The organism is Streptomyces sp. 891-h, from assembly GCF_022760275.1.
Lineage (GTDB): Bacteria > Actinomycetota > Actinomycetes > Streptomycetales > Streptomycetaceae > Streptomyces > Streptomyces spirodelae.
The window spans coordinates 1,024,700-1,041,849 of sequence record NZ_CP050693.1; the positions used below are offsets into that span (position 1 = coordinate 1,024,700).

The 17,150-nt window shown below is 72.9% G+C and carries 14 protein-coding genes; 10 read left to right on the forward strand and 4 right to left on the reverse strand.

The genetic code is table 11. The annotated features are described in order from the left end of the window. Positions 1 to 194: 194 nt before the first annotated feature. Positions 195 to 2,138, forward strand: a complete 1,944-nt coding sequence (locus HC362_RS04605; protein ID WP_243082488.1) for an AMP-dependent synthetase/ligase — start codon at positions 195 to 197, stop codon at positions 2,136 to 2,138. A gap of 15 nt (positions 2,139 to 2,153) precedes the next feature. On the opposite strand, the gene HC362_RS04610 is transcribed toward HC362_RS04605, so the two are convergent. Both HC362_RS04610 and HC362_RS04615 read right to left on the reverse strand, forming a co-directional pair. Beyond that, the gene (locus tag HC362_RS04610) at positions 2,154 to 3,314 is read right to left on the reverse strand and encodes an acyl-CoA dehydrogenase family protein (RefSeq protein WP_243082490.1); all 1,161 of its coding nucleotides are present in this window, start codon (positions 3,312 to 3,314) and stop codon (positions 2,154 to 2,156) included. Positions 3,315 to 3,358: 44 nt separating this feature from the next. Then, positions 3,359 to 4,858: a 3-hydroxyacyl-CoA dehydrogenase gene (locus HC362_RS04615; RefSeq protein ID WP_243082492.1), complete on the reverse strand. Its 1,500-nt coding sequence runs from the start codon at positions 4,856 to 4,858 to the stop codon at positions 3,359 to 3,361. A gap of 176 nt (positions 4,859 to 5,034) precedes the next feature. Between HC362_RS04615 and HC362_RS04620 the strand changes: the two genes are divergently transcribed. Together HC362_RS04620 and HC362_RS04625 are read left to right on the forward strand one after the other, a co-directional pair. Beyond that, the gene (locus tag HC362_RS04620; RefSeq protein WP_209265009.1) at positions 5,035 to 5,964 is read left to right on the forward strand and encodes a LysR family transcriptional regulator; all 930 of its coding nucleotides are present in this window, start codon (positions 5,035 to 5,037) and stop codon (positions 5,962 to 5,964) included. Continuing rightward, entirely contained in the window at positions 5,954 to 7,204 is a 1,251-nt protein-coding gene (locus HC362_RS04625) for an acetyl-CoA C-acetyltransferase (RefSeq protein WP_243082493.1), read from the forward strand. Before HC362_RS04620 ends, HC362_RS04625 begins: the two co-directional genes overlap by 11 nt. Positions 7,205 to 7,254: 50 nt before the next feature. Here the strand turns inward: HC362_RS04625 and HC362_RS04630 are convergent, their stop codons facing one another. Beyond that, positions 7,255 to 8,214: a helix-turn-helix transcriptional regulator gene (locus HC362_RS04630; RefSeq protein ID WP_243082496.1), complete on the reverse strand. Its 960-nt coding sequence runs from the start codon at positions 8,212 to 8,214 to the stop codon at positions 7,255 to 7,257. A 301-nt stretch (positions 8,215 to 8,515) separates the two neighbouring features. Here HC362_RS04630 and HC362_RS04635 point away from each other — a divergent pair, with 301 nt between their 5' ends. Further along, positions 8,516 to 9,928 carry a glutamine synthetase family protein gene (locus HC362_RS04635; RefSeq protein ID WP_243082497.1) on the forward strand — a complete coding sequence of 471 codons (1,413 nt, stop codon included), beginning with the start codon at positions 8,516 to 8,518 and terminating at the stop codon, positions 9,926 to 9,928. Between the two features lies 1 nt (position 9,929). Then, entirely contained in the window at positions 9,930 to 11,081 is a 1,152-nt protein-coding gene (locus HC362_RS04640) for an amidohydrolase family protein (RefSeq protein WP_243082499.1), read from the forward strand. Between the two features lie 53 nt (positions 11,082 to 11,134). On the opposite strand, the gene HC362_RS04645 is transcribed toward HC362_RS04640, so the two are convergent. After that, positions 11,135 to 12,184, reverse strand: a complete 1,050-nt coding sequence (locus HC362_RS04645; protein ID WP_243082500.1) for a PP2C family protein-serine/threonine phosphatase — start codon at positions 12,182 to 12,184, stop codon at positions 11,135 to 11,137. A 417-nt stretch (positions 12,185 to 12,601) separates the two neighbouring features. Between HC362_RS04645 and HC362_RS04650 the strand changes: the two genes are divergently transcribed. The 5 genes from HC362_RS04650 (at position 12,602) to hypA (ending at position 17,148) form a co-directional block, all read left to right on the forward strand. Then, the gene (locus HC362_RS04650; protein WP_243082502.1) at positions 12,602 to 14,287 is read left to right on the forward strand and encodes an AMP-binding protein; all 1,686 of its coding nucleotides are present in this window, start codon (positions 12,602 to 12,604) and stop codon (positions 14,285 to 14,287) included. A gap of 28 nt (positions 14,288 to 14,315) precedes the next feature. Next, positions 14,316 to 15,266: a LuxR C-terminal-related transcriptional regulator gene (locus HC362_RS04655; RefSeq protein ID WP_243082504.1), complete on the forward strand. Its 951-nt coding sequence runs from the start codon at positions 14,316 to 14,318 to the stop codon at positions 15,264 to 15,266. 256 nt (positions 15,267 to 15,522) lie between these two features. Further along, positions 15,523 to 16,032: a hypothetical protein gene (locus HC362_RS04660; protein WP_243082506.1), complete on the forward strand. Its 510-nt coding sequence runs from the start codon at positions 15,523 to 15,525 to the stop codon at positions 16,030 to 16,032. A 98-nt stretch (positions 16,033 to 16,130) separates the two neighbouring features. Further along, the gene (locus tag HC362_RS04665; RefSeq protein ID WP_243082508.1) at positions 16,131 to 16,721 is read left to right on the forward strand and encodes a hydrogenase maturation protease; all 591 of its coding nucleotides are present in this window, start codon (positions 16,131 to 16,133) and stop codon (positions 16,719 to 16,721) included. Between the two features lie 46 nt (positions 16,722 to 16,767). After that, entirely contained in the window at positions 16,768 to 17,148 is a 381-nt protein-coding gene (gene hypA / locus HC362_RS04670; protein ID WP_243082510.1) for a hydrogenase maturation nickel metallochaperone HypA, read from the forward strand. Positions 17,149 to 17,150 lie beyond the last annotated feature (2 nt).

The window sequence follows — 17,150 nt, forward strand, 5'->3', positions numbered from 1 at the left end:
GGCGTTCTTCATCCGGTCCTGAGCAGTCGTCCGGTGGCCGCGAGGGGATCGTGAGGGTACCGGGAGGCCACCGGGCCGCCGGCTGCTCGCGTCCGGGGCATTGATTTCTTCTTACGCGTGAGTAAGTTGACAGTCCTGTCACCAAGCGCACCACCCCAGGCACCACACCCGCACCCGCGAACAGGAGCCTCCCGATGGGCGTCTGGAAGGACCTCAGGACAGCGAAGCGCCGCGGCGACCTCGACGCACGCGGCCCGGTAAAGGTGATCAAGGAGGGCGGCACCGTTCGCGAGGCCCATGCCGCGCCCCTGGTCGCGCCCACCACCTCAGGAAGCCTCGCCGATCTCCCCTTCACCAACGCCGCCGAGGCACCCGATACGGTCGTCATCCGCCGGAAGTGCGGGGACCAGTGGCTCCCGGTGACCGCCGCCGACTTCGCCCGCCAGGTCGCGAGCGTCGCCAAGGGGCTGATCGCGGCGGGGCTGCGGCCCGGGGGCCGGGTCGGGCTGATGTGCCGTACGCGCTACGAGTGGTGCGTGGTGGACTTCGCCGTCTGGGCGGCCGGCGGCCAGACCGTACCCCTCTACGCCACCTCCTCCAGCGAGCAGATCGCGTGGATACTGCGCGACTCGGGCGCCGCCTTCCTGTTCGTGGAGACGGCCGAGCACGCGGCCGCCGCCGAACCCGCGCTGGCCGAACAGCCCGAGCGGCCCCGGCTGTTCCGTATCGACCCGGTCGACGGCGACAGCCCCGCGCTCTCCCAACTCGCCGAGGACGGGAGAGAGATACCCGACGAGGAGCTCACCCGGCGCCGCGCGGGGCTCGGCCCGGACACGACGGCCACCCTCTGCTACACCTCCGGCACCACTGGCAGGCCCAAGGGCTGCGTGCTGAGCCACGGCAATCTGCACGCCGAGGCCGCCAACACCGTCGAGCTGCTGCACCCGGTCTTCAAGGCGGTCACCGGCCAGACAGCGTCCACGCTGCTCTTCCTGCCCCTGGCGCACATCCTTGGCCGCACCATTCAGATCGCCTGCCTCTTCGCGCGGATCGAGTTCGGGCACTGCCCCAGCATCAAACCGGACGAGCTCCGCCCCGAACTGCGCTCCTACCGGCCGACGTTCGTCGTCGGCGTGCCCTACCTCTTCGAGAAGATCCACGACACCGGCCGGGAGACGGCGGAGAAGCTGGGGCGCGGCTCCTCCTTCGACCGCGCCGACCGGATCGCGGTGCGGTTCGGCGAGGCGTATCTGCACAAGTTCCTGGGCAGCGGCAAGGGCCCCTCGCCCGGCCTGTATCTGGCCTGGGCCCTGTACGACCTGCTGGTCTACCGGCGCATCCGCAAGGAGCTGGGCGGCAGACTGCGCTACGCCATCAGCGGCGGTTCACCGCTGGACCGCCGGCTCAGCCTGTTCTTCTACGCCGCGGGCGTCGTCATCTACGAGGGCTACGGGCTCACCGAGACCACCGCGGCCGCCACCGTCACCCCGCCGCTGGGTCCGCGCCCCGGCACCGTCGGCCGCCCGGTGCCCGGCACGGCGGTGCGGATCGCGGACGACGGCGAGGTGCTCGTCAAGGGCGGCATCGTCTTCGGCTCGTACTGGAACCGGCCCGAGGAGAGCGCCGAGGCGCTGTCCGACGGCTGGTTCGCCACCGGCGACCTGGGAGAGCTGGACGAGGACGGGTATCTGACCATCGTCGGCCGGAAGAAGGACATCCTCATCACCAGCGGCGGCAAGAACGTCTCGCCCGCGCCACTGGAGGACCGGCTGCGCAGCCGGCCACCGGTGGCGCAGTGCATGGTGGTCGGCGACGGCCGCCGGTACGTGGCAGCGCTGGTCACCCTGGACCCGGAGGCGGTCGCGCACTGGCTGCGGGTGCGCAAGCGGCCCGCCGGCACACCGCTCGCCGAGCTGTGCGAGGACCCGGAGCTGGTCGCCGCGGTGCAGCGGGCCGTCGACTACGCCAACGAGTCGGTCTCGACGGCCGAGTCCATCCGCCGCTTCCGAATCGTCGACGGCGAGTTCACCGAGGAGAACGGCCTGCTGACGCCGTCGCTGAAGGTGAAGCGGAAGGCGGTGGCCGAGGCGTACGCGCAGGAGATCGAGGCCCTCTACAGCGAGCAGCAGCCCCGGTGACCACCGCGGCACCGCTCAGGTCATGGCGTCGATCCCGGTCAGTGCCCGGCCGATGATCAGCTTCTGCACCTGGCTGGTGCCCTCGTAGAGGGTGAGCACGCGGGCGTCCCGCAGGTACTTGCCCGCCGGGTACTCGTCGATGAAGCCGTAGCCGCCGAAGGTCTGCAGACAGTTGTTGCTGACCTTCACGGCCGTCTCGCTCGCGTGGTACTTGGCGACCGAGGCCTCGGTGGCGTACTGCCTCGGCGTGGCGCCCGCGTCCGCCATCCGCGCGACCTGGTACGTCAGCAGCCGCGCCGCGCGGATGTCCACCTCCGACTCCGCCAGCAACTCCTGCACCAGCTGGAAGGAGGCGACCGGCCTGCCGAACTGCTCGCGCTCGGTGGCATAGCGCACGGCCGCGTCGAGCGCCCCCTGCGCGAGCCCCACCGAGCCGGCCGCCACCGAGATCCGGCCGCGGGAGAGCGCGCCCAGCGCGATACCGAGACCCTTACCTGTCCCGCCGAGGCGCGCCGAGTCCGGCACCCGCACGCCGTCGTAGGTCAGTTCGGCGGTGGCCTGCCCGCGCAGGCCGAGCTTGCCGTGGATGCCGGTCGCGGTGAAGCCCGGCGCCTCGGTCGGTACCAGGAACGCGGTGATGCCGTCCTCGCTCGTGCGGGCGAAGGTGAGGGCCACATCGGCGACGGTGCCGTTGGTGATGAACGTCTTGGCGCCGTCGAGAATCCAGTCCCCGCCGTCCCGCCGGGCCCTGGTACGGAGCGAGCCGGCGTCGGAGCCGGTCCCGGGCTCGGTGAGCCCGAAGCAGCCCAGCGACTCACCGCCGGCGAGCCGCGGCAGCCACTCACGCTGCTGCTCCTCGGTGCCGTGCGCGGCGATCGTCTTCGCGACCAGCCCGAGCGAGACGGAGACGATGCCGCGGACCGAGGAGTCGCCGCGGCCCAGCTCCTCGGTGACCACCGTGTAGGAGAGCATGTCGGCGGGTGTGCCGCCGTACTCCTCCGGCAGCGTCAGACCGAGGAACCCGAGCTCCCCCAGCCGCCCGGGTATCGCGGGGTCCACCGCTTCCGCGCGGTCCCAGTCCCTGGCGTACGGGACGACCTCACGCTCGGTGAAGTCCCGCGCCACGGCACGGAAGTCCCGCTGGGTCTCGCTGAGCCCGAAGTCGCGCTGGTCCATCTGCTCCCTCTCCTCTTCTCGGCTCCCCTTCCGGAAAGCGCTCCTCATTCCGGCAGGCGCGGCATCGGTGTGCTCAGCGGCAGGCCCAGGCACGCGCGGTGGGCGAGCCACGGGGTGGGCCGGTAGCGCGGGTCGCCCGTCTCCGTGTGGAGGGCCCGCAGCAGGCTGAGCATGCGCGCGGCACCCACCTCGTCACCCCAGGCCAGCGGCCCGCGCGGATAGCCGAGGCCGAGGGTGACGGCTGCATCGATGTCGGCCGGCTCCGCGATACCGCGCTCGGCGATACCGGTGGCGACGTTCACGATGGAGGCGAGCAGCCGCTGCGCGACCGAGCCCGCGGTGTCCCGTACGACGGTGACCGCGTGCCCGTCCCGGGCGAGCACGGCCACGGCGTCCCGTACGGCGTCCTCGCCTGTCGCGGGGGTGATGGCCAGCACCCGGCGCGGGGTGTCCAGCGACAGCGGGTCGACCCCCAGGGTGCGTTCGGCGGGCAGCCCCTGCTCGGCGACGGCGGCCGCGACCGAGGTGCCCCAGGTCGGCACCAGGACCAGCGCGTCGTCACCGGGCTCGTGCGGCGTGGCCGGCGCCGCCAGTTCGGAGCCCGTGACCCGTACGGCACGCGCGGGGTCGCCGCCCTCGATCAGGGGTTCCGGGAGCGAGGGCCCCGCCTCTCCCTCGCCGTACGCGTAGAAGCCCCGCCGGGACTTGCGCCCGTAGAGCCCGGCCGCGAGACGGTTGGCCGGCAGGTAGGAGGGGCGGAGCCGGTCGGCGTGACGGAAGCCGTCCCAGACGGTGTCCATCACCGAGGCCGTCACATCCAGCCCCGTCAGGTCCATCAGTTCGAACGGGCCCATGCGCAGCCCGAGTACGTCACGCGCGATCCGGTCGAGGGCCGGGTGACCGGCGACGGACTCCTCCAGCAGCGCGAAGGCCTCGGTCACCAGGCCGCGTCCGGCGTGGTTGACGAGGAAGCCGGGGGTGTCGGCCACCGTGACCGGGCGGTGCCCGGAGTCCGCCACCAAGGCGGTCAGCAGCTCGGTCACGCCCGCGCGGGTGGCGGTGCCGGGCACCACCTCGACGAGTTTCATCAGCGGGACGGGGTTGAAGAAGTGCAGCCCGGCCAGCCGCCCGGGGTCGTCGAGCCGGGCGCCGATCCGGGTGACGGACAGCGACGAGGTGTTGGTCGCGAAGACCGTTGCGGCGGGCAGCGTCCGCTCCAGACCGGTGAACAGCTCCACCTTGACGTCGAGGTCCTCCAGCACCGCCTCGATGACCAGTTCGGGGGCCGTGCCGTCGTGGGCGCTGCCGCTCGCGGCGTCGTACGGGGAGTCCAGCGGTACCAGCGCCGCTCGCGCGCGGTCGGCCGCCGCGCGGCTCGTCCGGCCCTTGGCCACCGCACGCTCCAGCATGGCGTGGACGAACGCGACCGCGTCGGCCACCGCCTCGGGCCGCGCGTCGGCGAGTTCGACCGTGTGTCCCGCCGTGACGGCCCACTGTGCGATGCCACGGCCCATGGTGCCGGCTCCCACGACCCTGATCCGCATGAACGGCTCCCTCTCCTCGGTGCGCGCGGTTCCACGCTGTCAGCGACCATTGATCTGCGTCCAATACCAAATTAGAGTCTTTTTAAGACGAGCAACAGATCAGTACGAGCGACAGATCAAGCGCCAGATCACAGGTCAGTGGCCCTCCGGGCCGCCCGCGCGAAAGTGAGCCCGCCGTGGAACTGCGCTACCTCGCCGCGTTCGTCGCCGTGGCCGAGGAGTTGCACTTCGGACGGGCCGCCAAGCGGCTGCACATGGCCCAGCCGCCACTCAGCCAGCAGATCCGCCAGCTGGAGAAGGAGCTGGGCGTCCAGCTGTTCGAGCGCAGTACCCGCTCGGTACGGCTGACCAGCGCCGGTGAGTCCTTCCTGGCCCCGGTCCGCAAGGTGCTCGCCGACCTGGACGCCGCCACCCGGGTCGCCAAGGCCGCCGGGCGCGGCGAGTTCGGGCGGGTCAGCGTGGGGTTCGCGGGAGCGTCCAGCCACACCACCCTTCCCCTGCTGACCCGCGCCGTGCGCACCGCGCACCCGGGTATCGAGCTGGTGATGCAGGGCCAGAACTACGCCAACCGGGCCCTGGCCAGGGTCGCCGAGGGCTCCCTCGACCTGGGCTTCGTACGGCTGCCGGTGACCAGGCCGGGCGTGGCGACCCGGGTGATCGCCGAGGAGGAGCTGATCTGCGCGCTCGCCGCCGACCATCCGCTGGCCCGGCAGGAGCGGGTGGACGTCGCGGACCTGGCGGGCGAGCCGTTCGTCAGCTTCCCGGCAGACGCCGGCTCCAGCCTGCGCGATGTGACGTTCCAGACCTGCGAACGCGCCGGGCACATCCCGCGCGTCGTTCAGGAGGCGCCCGACTCGTACACCATCCTCGCGCTGGTGGCGATGGGAGTCGGGGTCACCCTCACGCTCACCTCCTGCACCCATATCCAGCAGACGGGCCTGGCCTACCGCCCGCTCGCCGGGCCGCCCGTGGTGCTCCGCTCGGCGCTCGCCTGGCGCGCGGACAACCCGTCGGCCGCGCTGCACAGCGTGCTGGAGGTGGCCCACGACGTCCTGCCCGCTCCGCCAGCTGACTCCCCCTCGGAAAGGCCACAGCATGACAGGTAGCCCAGTCGGTTCCGACAGCGCCGACATCGTCATCTGCGAACCCCTGCGCACCCCCATCGGCCGGTTCGGCGGCGCGCTGGCCGGGCAGCGCCCACAGGAGCTGGCAGCACTGCTGATCTCCGAGATCGTGACGCGTACAGGCATCGATCCCGAGCGGGTCGACGAGGTGATCCTCGGGCACTCCTACCCCACCTCGGAGGCGCCGGCGCTCGGCCGGGTCGCGGCGTTGGACGCCGGGCTGCCGCAGTCGGTGACGGGCACCCAGGTCGACCGGCGCTGCGGCTCCGGCCTCCAGGCGGTGCTGGACGCGGCGATGCAGATACGGGCCGGGTTCAGCGAGGTCGTCATCGCGGGCGGCACCGAGGTGATGAGCGCGGCGCCGTACTACACGCACGAGGGACGCTGGGGCATCAAGGGACCGGGGCTGACGCTGCACGACTCGCTCGCCCGCGGCCGGGTCACCGCGGGCGGCGTCCACCACCCGGTGCCCGGCGGGATGATCGAGACCGCGGAGAACCTGCGCCGGGAGTTCTCCGTCAGCCGCGAGGAGCAGGACGCGCTGGCACTCCGCTCCCAGCAGCGCGCCGCACGGGCGCTGGCCGAGGGGAGGTTCGCGGCGGAGACGGTGCCGGTGACCGTACGCACCCGCAAGGGTGAGACGCACGTCGGGACCGACGAGCACCCGCGCCCGGACACCACCGCCGAACAGCTCGCAGGGCTGCGGCCCGTGCGGCTCGGCGAGGACCCGGAGGCCACCGTGACCGCCGGCAACGCCAGCGGGCAGAACGACGCGGCGGCCGCCTGCCTGGTGACCGGCGCGGCCACCGCCGAACGGCTGGGGCTGCGGCCGCTGGTGCGGCTGGTCTCCTTCGCCCGCGCCGGAGTGCCCGCTGCGACCATGGGCCTCGGCCCGGTACCGGCCACCAGGGACGCGCTCGCCAAGGCCGGGCTCGGCCTGGCGGAGATGGATCTGATCGAGCTGAACGAGGCGTTCGCGGCGCAGGTTCTCGCCTGCACCCGCGCACTCGGCCTGACCGAGCGGGACCACGAGCAGCGGATCAACGTCAACGGCTCCGGCATCTCGCTGGGCCACCCCGTGGGCGCCACCGGGGCGCGCATCCTCGCGACGCTGGCCCACGAGATGCGGCGCGGTGGCGCCCGCTACGGCCTGGAGACGATGTGCATCGGCGGCGGCCAGGGCCTGGCCGCCGTGTTCGAACGCGTACCGGACGCGGGCTGACTGCGCGGAGGGGGCCCGGGCGGGGTGGGCGCAACCGGCGGGGGAAGCCTCTACCGGTCAGCGAAGTGCCGCACGGGCTCGTCGTCGGGCAGCTCCTCGGCGAGTTCCCGGAGCATGTCCCGGGTCCGGGACGGCGGCATCGCACGGGTCACCAGGCGGTCGGTGACACGGCGGTACGCCTCGATGTCGGCGTCGTCCTCGAGGTAGGTGGCGCTGTGCAGCTGCTCCAGATACACGATGTCGGGCAGTTCGCTCTCGGGGAGCCGCAGCAGCGTGACGGGGCCTCCCGCTGCTGCGTGTCCGCCCGCGCTGAACGGCATGATCTGCACCGTCACGTGCGGCAGTTCGCTCATCGCGCTCAGGTGCCGCAGCTGCGCCCGCATCGTGGCCGCTCCGCCGACGGGGCGGCGCAGCGCGGCCTCGTCGATGACCGCCCACACGTGCGGGGCGCGCGGTCCGTAGAGGATCTGCTGGCGGCGCATGCGCAGGTCAACCCGCCGCTGGATGCCCGCCTCGGGCTCCTCGTCGTGGAGCAGTTCGATGACGGCGCGGGCGTATTCGGCGGTCTGCAGGAGGCCGGGCACGAACTGCACCTCGTAGGTGCGGATCACGCTGGCAGCCTGCTCCAGACCCAGGAAGGTGTGCAGCCAGCGCGGGACGACTCCCTGGAAGGAGTGCCACCAGCCGGGCGTGTTGGCCTGCTGGGCCAGCGCGGTCAGCACCGCGCGCTCGCTCTCGTCCGTCACCCCGTAGATGGTGAGGAGATCCGCGACGTCCCGCAGGGCGCAGCCGATGCGTCCCTGCTCCAGGTCCTGGATCCGCTGGTGGGTCACCCGGATGGCCTCGGCGGCCTCCCGGCGCGATATGTACTGTGCCTCGCGCAGTCTCCGCAGCCGGATGCCCAGCACCATCCGGGGCACCGCGGGGGACGCGCCACCTCCCTCCGCCGTACCGTCGTGCTCGGCGTCTCTGGCGGCCGCTTCACCGCCAGTGACGTCAGTGATGCGCATACCGCTGCTCCCGTACCGTAGCCGCATTGGTCTCGCCACCTTCCAAGTTTCCCTCCCCGCTCCGATGTGGCCTCATGGGGGTACCTGCCCAACTAGCCCCGCAGTCAGGCACCTCGTACCCAGGCTTCTTGCCGTTGGCACATCCGCGGCGCCGCCATGGAGCGCTTCCGGAGCGAATGCGGGACCCCAGCGCACGCCGACTTGCCCTGATCGCGAAGGGGGAGTAAACGCCTCGTGCATGGGAACCAAACGGCGCGGTCCGGCATCCGCCCCGCGCACCTCGGCGCGGCCGGAAGCGGACATGACGGGTCAGCAGCACGGGCGGCAGGGCCCACGGGGCGGGCCTGCCGAGGAGCGGGCCCGCGCCGCGGCGGAACGGCTGGCCGGGGCCGGGGTGCACGGTACGGCGCTCACCTGGGTGGACAACGCGGGGCTCACCCGCGTCAAGGCCGTGCCGGCAGACCGGCTGCCCCAGGCCGTCGGCGCGGGCGTGGGCATGTCCCCGTGCTTCGATGTCTACCTCGTCGACGACTCGATGACCGCGAGTGAGCACCTCGGCGGCCCGGACGGGGACCTGCGGCTGGTGCCGGACCTGGACCGGCTGACGGTGCTGGCGGCACAGCCCGGCTGGGCGTGGGCGCCGGTGGACCGCTACGAGCAGGACGGCGAACCGTACGCGGGCTGCCAGCGCGGCTTCGCACGGCGGATGGCCCGGCGGGCGCTGGCCGAACACGGGATCGAGCTGCGGATGGGGTTCGAGACCGAGTGGGTTGCCGTACGCGGCCCACTGCCGGAAGCGGACGCCGCGCCTGCGTATGCCACCAGCGGCCCGGCCTACGGGATGGCGCGGCTGGTGGAGAACTCGGAGTATCTGCGCGACATCGTGACGGCGCTGCGTACGCAGGGCGTCGAGGTGCTGCAGATCCACCCCGAGTACGCCCCGGGCCAGTTCGAGGTGTCGGTCGCGCCGTCCGACCCGGTGGGAGCCGCGGATCTCGCGGTACTCGTACGGGAGACCGTGCGCGCCGTCTCGCTGCGGCACGGCCTGACGGCGTCGTTCGCACCCGTGGTGGACCCGGACGGGGTCGGCAACGGCGGGCATGTGCATCTGAGCCTCTGGCGGGAGGGCCGCAATCTGTGCGCGGGCGGCGAGGGGCCGTTCAGGATGACGCGGGAGTGCGAGGCGTTCCTGGCCGGGGTGCTGCGGGAACTGCCCGCGCTGCTGGCGCTCGGCGCCCCGTCGCCCGCCAGCTATCTGCGGCTGCGCCCGTCCCGCTGGGCGGGCGCCTTCCAGTGCTGGGGCCTGGAGAACCGGGAGGCCGCGCTGCGCTTCGTCGCCGGAACCGGCGCGGCAGCGGACAGCGCCAATGCCGAGGTCAAGTGTGTGGACGCGGCCGCCAATCCGTATCTGCTGGTGGGCGGGGTCCTCGCGGCGGGGCTGGCGGGGCTGGAGCTGGCAGCAGGCACCGACCCGGCCGCCGCACGGCTGCCCGAACCGGTCTTTGGGGACCCGGCGCACCAGGACCGCGGGCCCGGCCGGCTGCCGGGTTCGCTCGGGGAGGCGCTGGCGCACTTCGAGCGCTCCGGCACGCTGCGCTCGGCGATGGGCGAACCGCTCTTCGGCGCCGTCCGTGCTGTGCGGGCCGGTGAGATCGAGCTGTTCGAGGGGGCGAGTGAGCGCGAGATCGCCGCCGCGACGCGTGGGAGGTACTGAATTGCCAGGCCAGGGTGGCTCGTTTCCGCCGCTGATCGACCAGCACTGCCACGGGGTGCTCAGGGCGGGCCCCGAACCGGACGCCTTCGAGGGGTATCTGACGGAGGCGCACCTGCCGCATCCGGCCTCTGGCCCGGATTCCCCACCCCGGGACCCCGGCGGAGGGGCCGGCTACTTCGACACCCAGCTGGGTTTCGCCGTGCGGCGGTGGTGCGCTCCCGAGCTCGGCCTGGAACCGCACTGCCCGCCCGCCGCCTACCTGGAGCGCCGCGCCGAGCTTGGCACCACCGAGGTGACCGGGAGGTTGCTGCGGGCCAGCGGCATCGCCACGTTCCTGGTGGACACCGGGCTGCCCGGCGCCTTGCTCACCCCCGGCGAGCTGGCCGAGACGGCGGTGGCGGAAGCACACGAGATCGTCCGGCTCGAACGGCTGGCCGAACGGGCGGCCGACACCGCGCGCGACACCCACTCCTTCCTCGCCGAGCTCGCCGACTCCGTACGCGAGGCGGCCCGTACGGCGCGCGGCTTCAAGTCCGTGGTCGCCTACCGCTGCGGCCTGGACCTGGACCCCACCCCTCCCGGCACCTCCGCCCTCTACACAGCCGCCGACCGCTGGCTGGCCTCCCGGGTTCAGGGCGGCAGGCTCTCCGACCCCGTACTGGAGCGGCACCTGCTGTGGTCGGCCGTACGGACGGGGCTGCCGCTGCAGCTGCACACCGGCTTCGGCGACCCCGACCTGCGGCTGGACCACTGCGACCCGCTGCTGCTGACCGACTTCATCCGCGCCGCGGCCCCCTACGAGGCCCCGCTGATCCTGCTGCACTGCTACCCCTACCACCGCGGCGCCGGCTATCTGGCGGCCGTCTTCCCCCATGTCTACGCCGACTTCGGTCTCACCCTCACCCACACCGGTGCCCGCGCCCGCCATGTGCTGGCCGAGCTGCTGGAGCTCACCCCGTTCGGCAAGCTGTTGTTCTCCACCGACGCCTACGGGGTCCCTGAGCTGTATCTGACCGGCGCCCGTCTCTTCCGGGAGGCGATGACTTCCCTGACCGGACAGTGGGTGGAGCGGGGCGAGTGGTCACCGTCGGACGCGGAGAGAGTGACGGCGATGATCGCGGGCGGCACGGCGAAGAGACTGTACGGGCTGTAAAGGGAGCTCGGCCGACGTTCACACCACCTCGGGCGCCCCTCGGCCGACGCCGGTCACTCGCCCCTGGTCAGCACCAGCACCGCCATGTCGTCCTGCCGCTGACCCCCTGTCCACTCCGTCACCGCTTTCACCAGCGCGTCGGCCAGCTCGTCCGCGCGGCACGGCCCGATCCCGCCGAGCCCCCGCTGAACGTCGAAGAACTCGCCCTCCGCGTTGCGGGCCTCGGTGACCCCGTCGGTGACCAGCACCAGCGAGTCGTCGGGCGCGAACGGGAAGGTCTCCTCGACCGGCGCGCCGTTCGGGGACTCCAGCCCGGTGGACAGCGGCAGCTCCGGATGGGTCGGCTCCAGGCAGGCGACGATGCCGTCGTGCAGCAGGTAGGGCGGCGGATGGCCCCGGTTGAGCACCGTGACCGTCGCACCGCTGGGCGGGATCTGGACCAGCAGCGCGGTGACGAACCCTTCGATGTCGTCCTCCGTGCCCCTGCGGCGCTCGCCCTCCCGGTCGAGGGCCCGGTCCAGCCGGTCGGCCAGGTCGTGCAGCGTGGGGGCGTGTTCGGCCGCCTCCCGGAAGGCGCCGACCGCGACCGAGACGGCCGAGACGGCGGGCAGCCCCTTGCCGCGTACGTCGCCGATCATGGCGCGGATGCCGAACGGGGTCTCCTGGAGCGCGTACAGATCCCCGCCGATCGCGGCTCCGAGCTGGGCCGCCACATAGCGGTCGGCCACGGTCAGCGGGCCGATGCCGGTGGGCGGCGCGGGCAGGACGGCTCGCTGTGCCGCCTCGGCCACCGTCAGGGCGACGGCCAGATTCCGGCCCTGCTGGTCGACGAGCCATTTGACCCACAGCCCCACCAGGCTGACCACCAGCACCGCGATCACATCGGAGACCAGCGCCGAGCCCTCGCGGCCCGTGTACCAGGCCGACCCGGCGGTCACCGCGCCGGCCGCCAGCGCGAACAGCGCGCTGGAGCGGAAGGAGTAGCTCATGCCCGCCACCATCGAGGTGCAGGCCAGCAGCGGCAGCCCGTAGTAGGGCTTCGGCGAGAACATGTTCGCCGCCGCACCCCCGAGCAACAGCAGCGGCGGTGCCAAATGCGGCACTCTGCCCAGTCCATCCGCGGGGCCGCCCACCCAGCTCTCCTCGTCCGTATCCGTCCGACGCGTGTCCAGAGCCGGTGCCCTGTCGTGGCGATTCTCCCATTTGCGTACATTTCCGCACGGTCCGGCGGGACGGAAGGGCGGGAAGGGGCGGGAGAGGTACCCGCCGGCCTGCGCAGTACGGGCGCGCGGAGCCGGAATTCACCCGTTCGGCCCGCGAGCCGCCAGAGGCCGGCGGCGCGGCTCGGGGGCGGCAGCACGGCTCGGGGGCGCGGCGACCGTCCGCCGCCCCCGACAAGCCCCGCTACCCCCGAGAAGGGGTAGCGGACCGGTCGGCACGGCAGGTATCTGTGACGCACGACACTCCGACGCACCCCGCCCATCCCGACGCCCCCACTCCGACGCACCCAGGAGGCCGCCGTGCCCGCACCCGCACCGCGCCGAGCACCCCGCGCCGAGCGCAGCTACGCGTCAGGCCCCTGCACGACGCCGCTGCTGGGGGACACCATCGGGGAGAACCTGGACCGGACCGTCGCCGCGCACCCGGACCGCGACGCGCTGGTCGACGTCGGCAGTGGACGGCGGTGGAGCTACCGGCAGTTCGCCGCCGACGTCGAGGCCCTGGCGCTCGGCCTGCACTCGCTGGGCATCCGCAAGGGCGACCGGGTGGGCATCTGGGCGCCCAACTGTCCCGAGTGGACGATGGTGCAGTACGCGACGGCGAAACTCGGCGCGATCCTCGTCACCATCAACCCCGCCTACCGCGCGCACGAGCTGGCGTACGTACTGGGCCAGGCGGGCATCCGCACCCTGGTGGCCACGCGCAGCCACAAGGGCTCCGACTACGCGGCGATGGCCGAAGAGGTCCGGGGCGACTGTCCCGACCTGACCGAAGTGGTACTGATCGGCGAGGACAGCTGGCAGCGGCTGCTCGACCTCGGCCGCTCCCAGGACCCCGGGCAGGCCCGCGAGACGCTGGAAGCCGTCGCCGCCACGCTCTCCGCCGACGACCCGGTCAACATCCAGTACACCTCGGGCACCACGGGGTTCCCCAAGGGCGCCACCCTCTCCCACCACAACATCCTCAACAACGGCTTCTTCGTCGGCGAACTGTGCCGCTACACCGAGGCCGACCGCATCTGTCTGCCGGTGCCCTTCTACCACTGCTTCGGCATGGTGATGGGCAATCTGGCGGCCACCAGCCACGGCGCCTGCATGGTGATCCCGTCCGCCGCCTTCGAACCGGAGGCCGCGCTGCGCGCTGTCCAGGAGGAGCGCTGCACCTCGCTGTACGGGGTGCCGACGATGTTCATCGCCGAGCTGGCCGACCCGGACTTCGCCTCCTTCGACCTGAGCAGCCTGCGCACCGGCATCATGGCCGGGTCACCCTGCCCGGTCGAGGTGATGAAGCAGGTCATCGAGCGGATGGGGATGGCCGAGGTGTCGATCTGCTACGGCATGACCGAGACGTCGCCCGTCTCCACCCAGACCCGCGCCGACGACTCGATCGAGCGGCGGGTGGCGACCGTGGGCCGGGTGGGGCCGCATCTGGAGGTCAAGGTCGTCGACCCGGCCACCGGCCGCTGCCTGCCCCGCGGCGAGCCCGGTGAGCTGTGCACCCGCGGCTACTCGGTGATGCTCGGCTACTGGCAGCAGCCCGAGGCCACCGCCGAGGCCATCGACGCGGCCCGCTGGATGCACACCGGAGACCTGGCGGTGATGGATGCCGACGGATACGTCAGCGTCACCGGCCGGATCAAGGACATGGTCATCCGCGGCGGCGAGAACATCTATCCCAGGGAGATCGAGGAGTTCCTCCACACCCATCCCGACGTGCTCGACGCGCAGGTCGTCGGCGTGCCCGACGAGCGCTACGGTGAGGAACTCATGGCGTGGATACGGATACGGGAGGGCGCGGCGCCCCTCACGGCGGAGGCGGTTCGCGAGTTCTGCACGGGCAAGCTCGCGCACTACAAGATCCCCCGCCATGTCCATGTGGTGGACGCGTTCCCGATGACCGTGACGGGCAAGATTCGTAAGGTCGAGATGCGCGAGAAGTCCATCGAGCTGCTGGACCCGGCGCACCGCCCGGGACAATCGAACTGAGCGCTGCTGCGCAGTGGAGGAGTCGAGGTTGCCTGCACCCGACCGTTTCCGCCCCCGCACACCGGGCGGCCCGGTGCCGCCGCCCCGGTCACCGCTGCGGCCGGACGACACCGACGCGTTCCGCCACGCGCTCAGTCTGGCGCGGCGACGTACGGGCGTGCGCACGGTCTTCGGCGGCGAGGTGACCGAGGGGGCGCTGCGGCTGACCGAGTTCACCGGCACGCTCACCGACTCGATGCGCGGCCTGCGTGTGGGGCCGGGCCGGGGGCTGGGCGGCTACGTCCTGACGCACCAGCGCCCGTACGCGGTGAGCGACTATGTGCCGGCCACGACCATCACCCACGACTACGACAGCCCCGTGCAGCGCGAGGGCATCCGCGCGATAGTGGCGGCGCCGGTCACCGTGCGGGGCGGGGTGCGGGGCGTGCTCTACGCCGCCACGCGCGACGCGGCACCGCTCGGCGACCGGACGACGGCGGCGCTGATGGACGCCGCACGCCGGCTGGCGGGCGAGATCGCCGTACGCGACGAGGTGGACCGGCGGGTGAGGCTGCTGGAGGCCGCGGCTTCGGCCGCCGTCGAGGCGCCGCCCGAGCAGACCCCGGCGCCGGGGCTGGACGCGCTGCGGGATCTGCATGCCGAACTACGGGGCATCGCACAGGAGATCGAGGACGCGGCCCTGCGGGATCGGCTGCGCCGGGCCTGCGACCGGTTCCTGCATGCCGGGATCGAGACCGGGGGCGGGGCCGGTTCCGGCGGGCTGCCGGGCGCCGCAGGGGAGCGTCCGCGTCTCTCCCCGCGCGAGCTCGACGTTCTCTCGTACGTCGCACTCGGCTGCACCAACGCGGAGGCGGCCCAGTACCTGGGGCTGGAGCCGGAGACGGTCAAGGCGTATCTGCGCAGCGCCACCCGGAAGCTCGGCGTGCACAGCCGCCACCATGCGGTGGCAGCAGCCCGTCGGCTCGGGCTGCTGCCCTGATCCCGGGGCCGGGGCCGGGGCCGGGGCCGGGGCCGGGGTGCCCCTGTCCGTTGTCTGCGGACTGCGGGTTGGTTGTGGCTTGTCGCGCGGTTCCCCGCGCCCCTGACGGGGCGCGTGGCCTCCCGGATACGACCAAGCCCCGATCGGCCGATCGACCGTGGGCGGGGTCGTTCGTTAAGCCCCACATGATCACTGCACAACGACACCCCCTTCCGTCTCTGGCCCCTGAGCTGCACCACGGGGAGGCGGGCGCGCGATGAGCAAGCGGCAGAAAGGACGCAAGCACCGCCGGGTCAACCGCACTCCCCGACCGGTCGCCTCCGCCACCCGGGCGAGGGCCACCCGGGCGACCGGGACGTTGGGCACCCGCACCGACGCGCCCGCGCCGCGCCCGGCACCCGCACCGGAGACCTCACACCAGACCGCGCCGCAGACGACAGCGCCGCAGGCGAACGCGCCGCAAGCCGATGCCGCAGGCGCCCGTACGCCCGAGGCGGTCGGCGAGTTGTTCCGTACGCCCGTGCGGGACGGCGGGCTCGGACAGAGCGCGGGGCGGACCTGGGAGCGGGTGCGGGAGGCGGGTGCGCGGGGAGCGACGGTCGAGGAGCTGGCCGCCGCCGTGGGGTACCAGGAGCGCACCGTACTCAAGCACCTGCAGGGCCTCGCCGAGCACGGGCTGGCCGAGCAGGACGGCACCGACCGCTGGCGCCCCGCGCCGGGCGCACTCGCGGCCTGCGGCGAGTCGCGGGTGCCGCAGCACGCCTGAAGCCGCCGCTGCCTGTCCGCGTTCGCTTCCGATTCCCTTCCGCGCGGTTCGGTACGGCGCCCGGATGCCGTACCGAACCGCCCGTCCCCGGAGCCCGTATGACCGCCTCCCCCTCCCCCGAGCCGTCCGAGCGCACTCTCGTCGCGGGGATCGGCAATGTCTTCCTGGGCGACGACGGCTTCGGCGTCGAGGTCGTCCAGCGGCTGGCGCGGCGCCCGCTGCCCCCACATGTGGAGGCCGTCGACATCGGTGTGCGGGGCGTCCATCTGGCCTACCAGGTGCTGGACGGCTGCGACACGCTGATCCTGGTCGACGCCGTGCACCGCGGCGGCGCGCCCGGCACCGTGCGGGTGATCGAGGTGACCGAGCAGGACCGCGCGGCCCCGGACGAGGTGCCGGTGGTCGACGGGCACCGTATGACGCCCGACGCCGTGCTCGCCCTGCTGGAGACGCTGCGTACGGGCATCGGCGGCAGTGCGCCCCGGCGGGTCTTCGTCGTGGGCTGCGAACCGGCGGACCTCACGGAGGGGATCGGGCTGAGCGCGCCGGTGGCCGCCGCCGTCGACGAGGCGGTGGAGTCGGTGCTGCGGCTGCTGGACGAACCGTCCGGGCGCGGGGCGGCCGAACGGCGGACGGCCGACCGGAACAGCGGCGTGGCGGCGGAGGGGCGGCCACCGGCGCCCCTGTAATGGTGCGGGCCGCAGCCTGGTCCGTACCGCGCAGGGGAAGTGACCGATGCACGAGATGTCCATCGCGATGGCAGTGGTCTGCCAGGTCGAGGAGGCGGCGCGGGAGCACGAGGCCGTGGGCGTCGAGGCGGTGACCCTGCGGGTGGGTGAGCTCGCCGGCGTCGTCCCCGAGGCGCTGCGCTTCTCGTTCGGTCTCGCCTGCGAGGGGACCGTGCTGGACGGCGCCGAACTGGTGACCGAGGACGTGCCGGGTCTCGCGCGCTGTGCCTCCTGCGCGCGTGAGTGGACCACGGGCATGCCCCCGCGGCTGTGCTGCGAGCAGTGCGGTGACTCCCGCACCGAGCTGCTGTCCGGCCGCGAGCTGCGGATCGCCGGTGTGCGGTGGGTCCATGACCCGCGGCACGCCCTAGCCCTTGAGGAGCTGTGAAG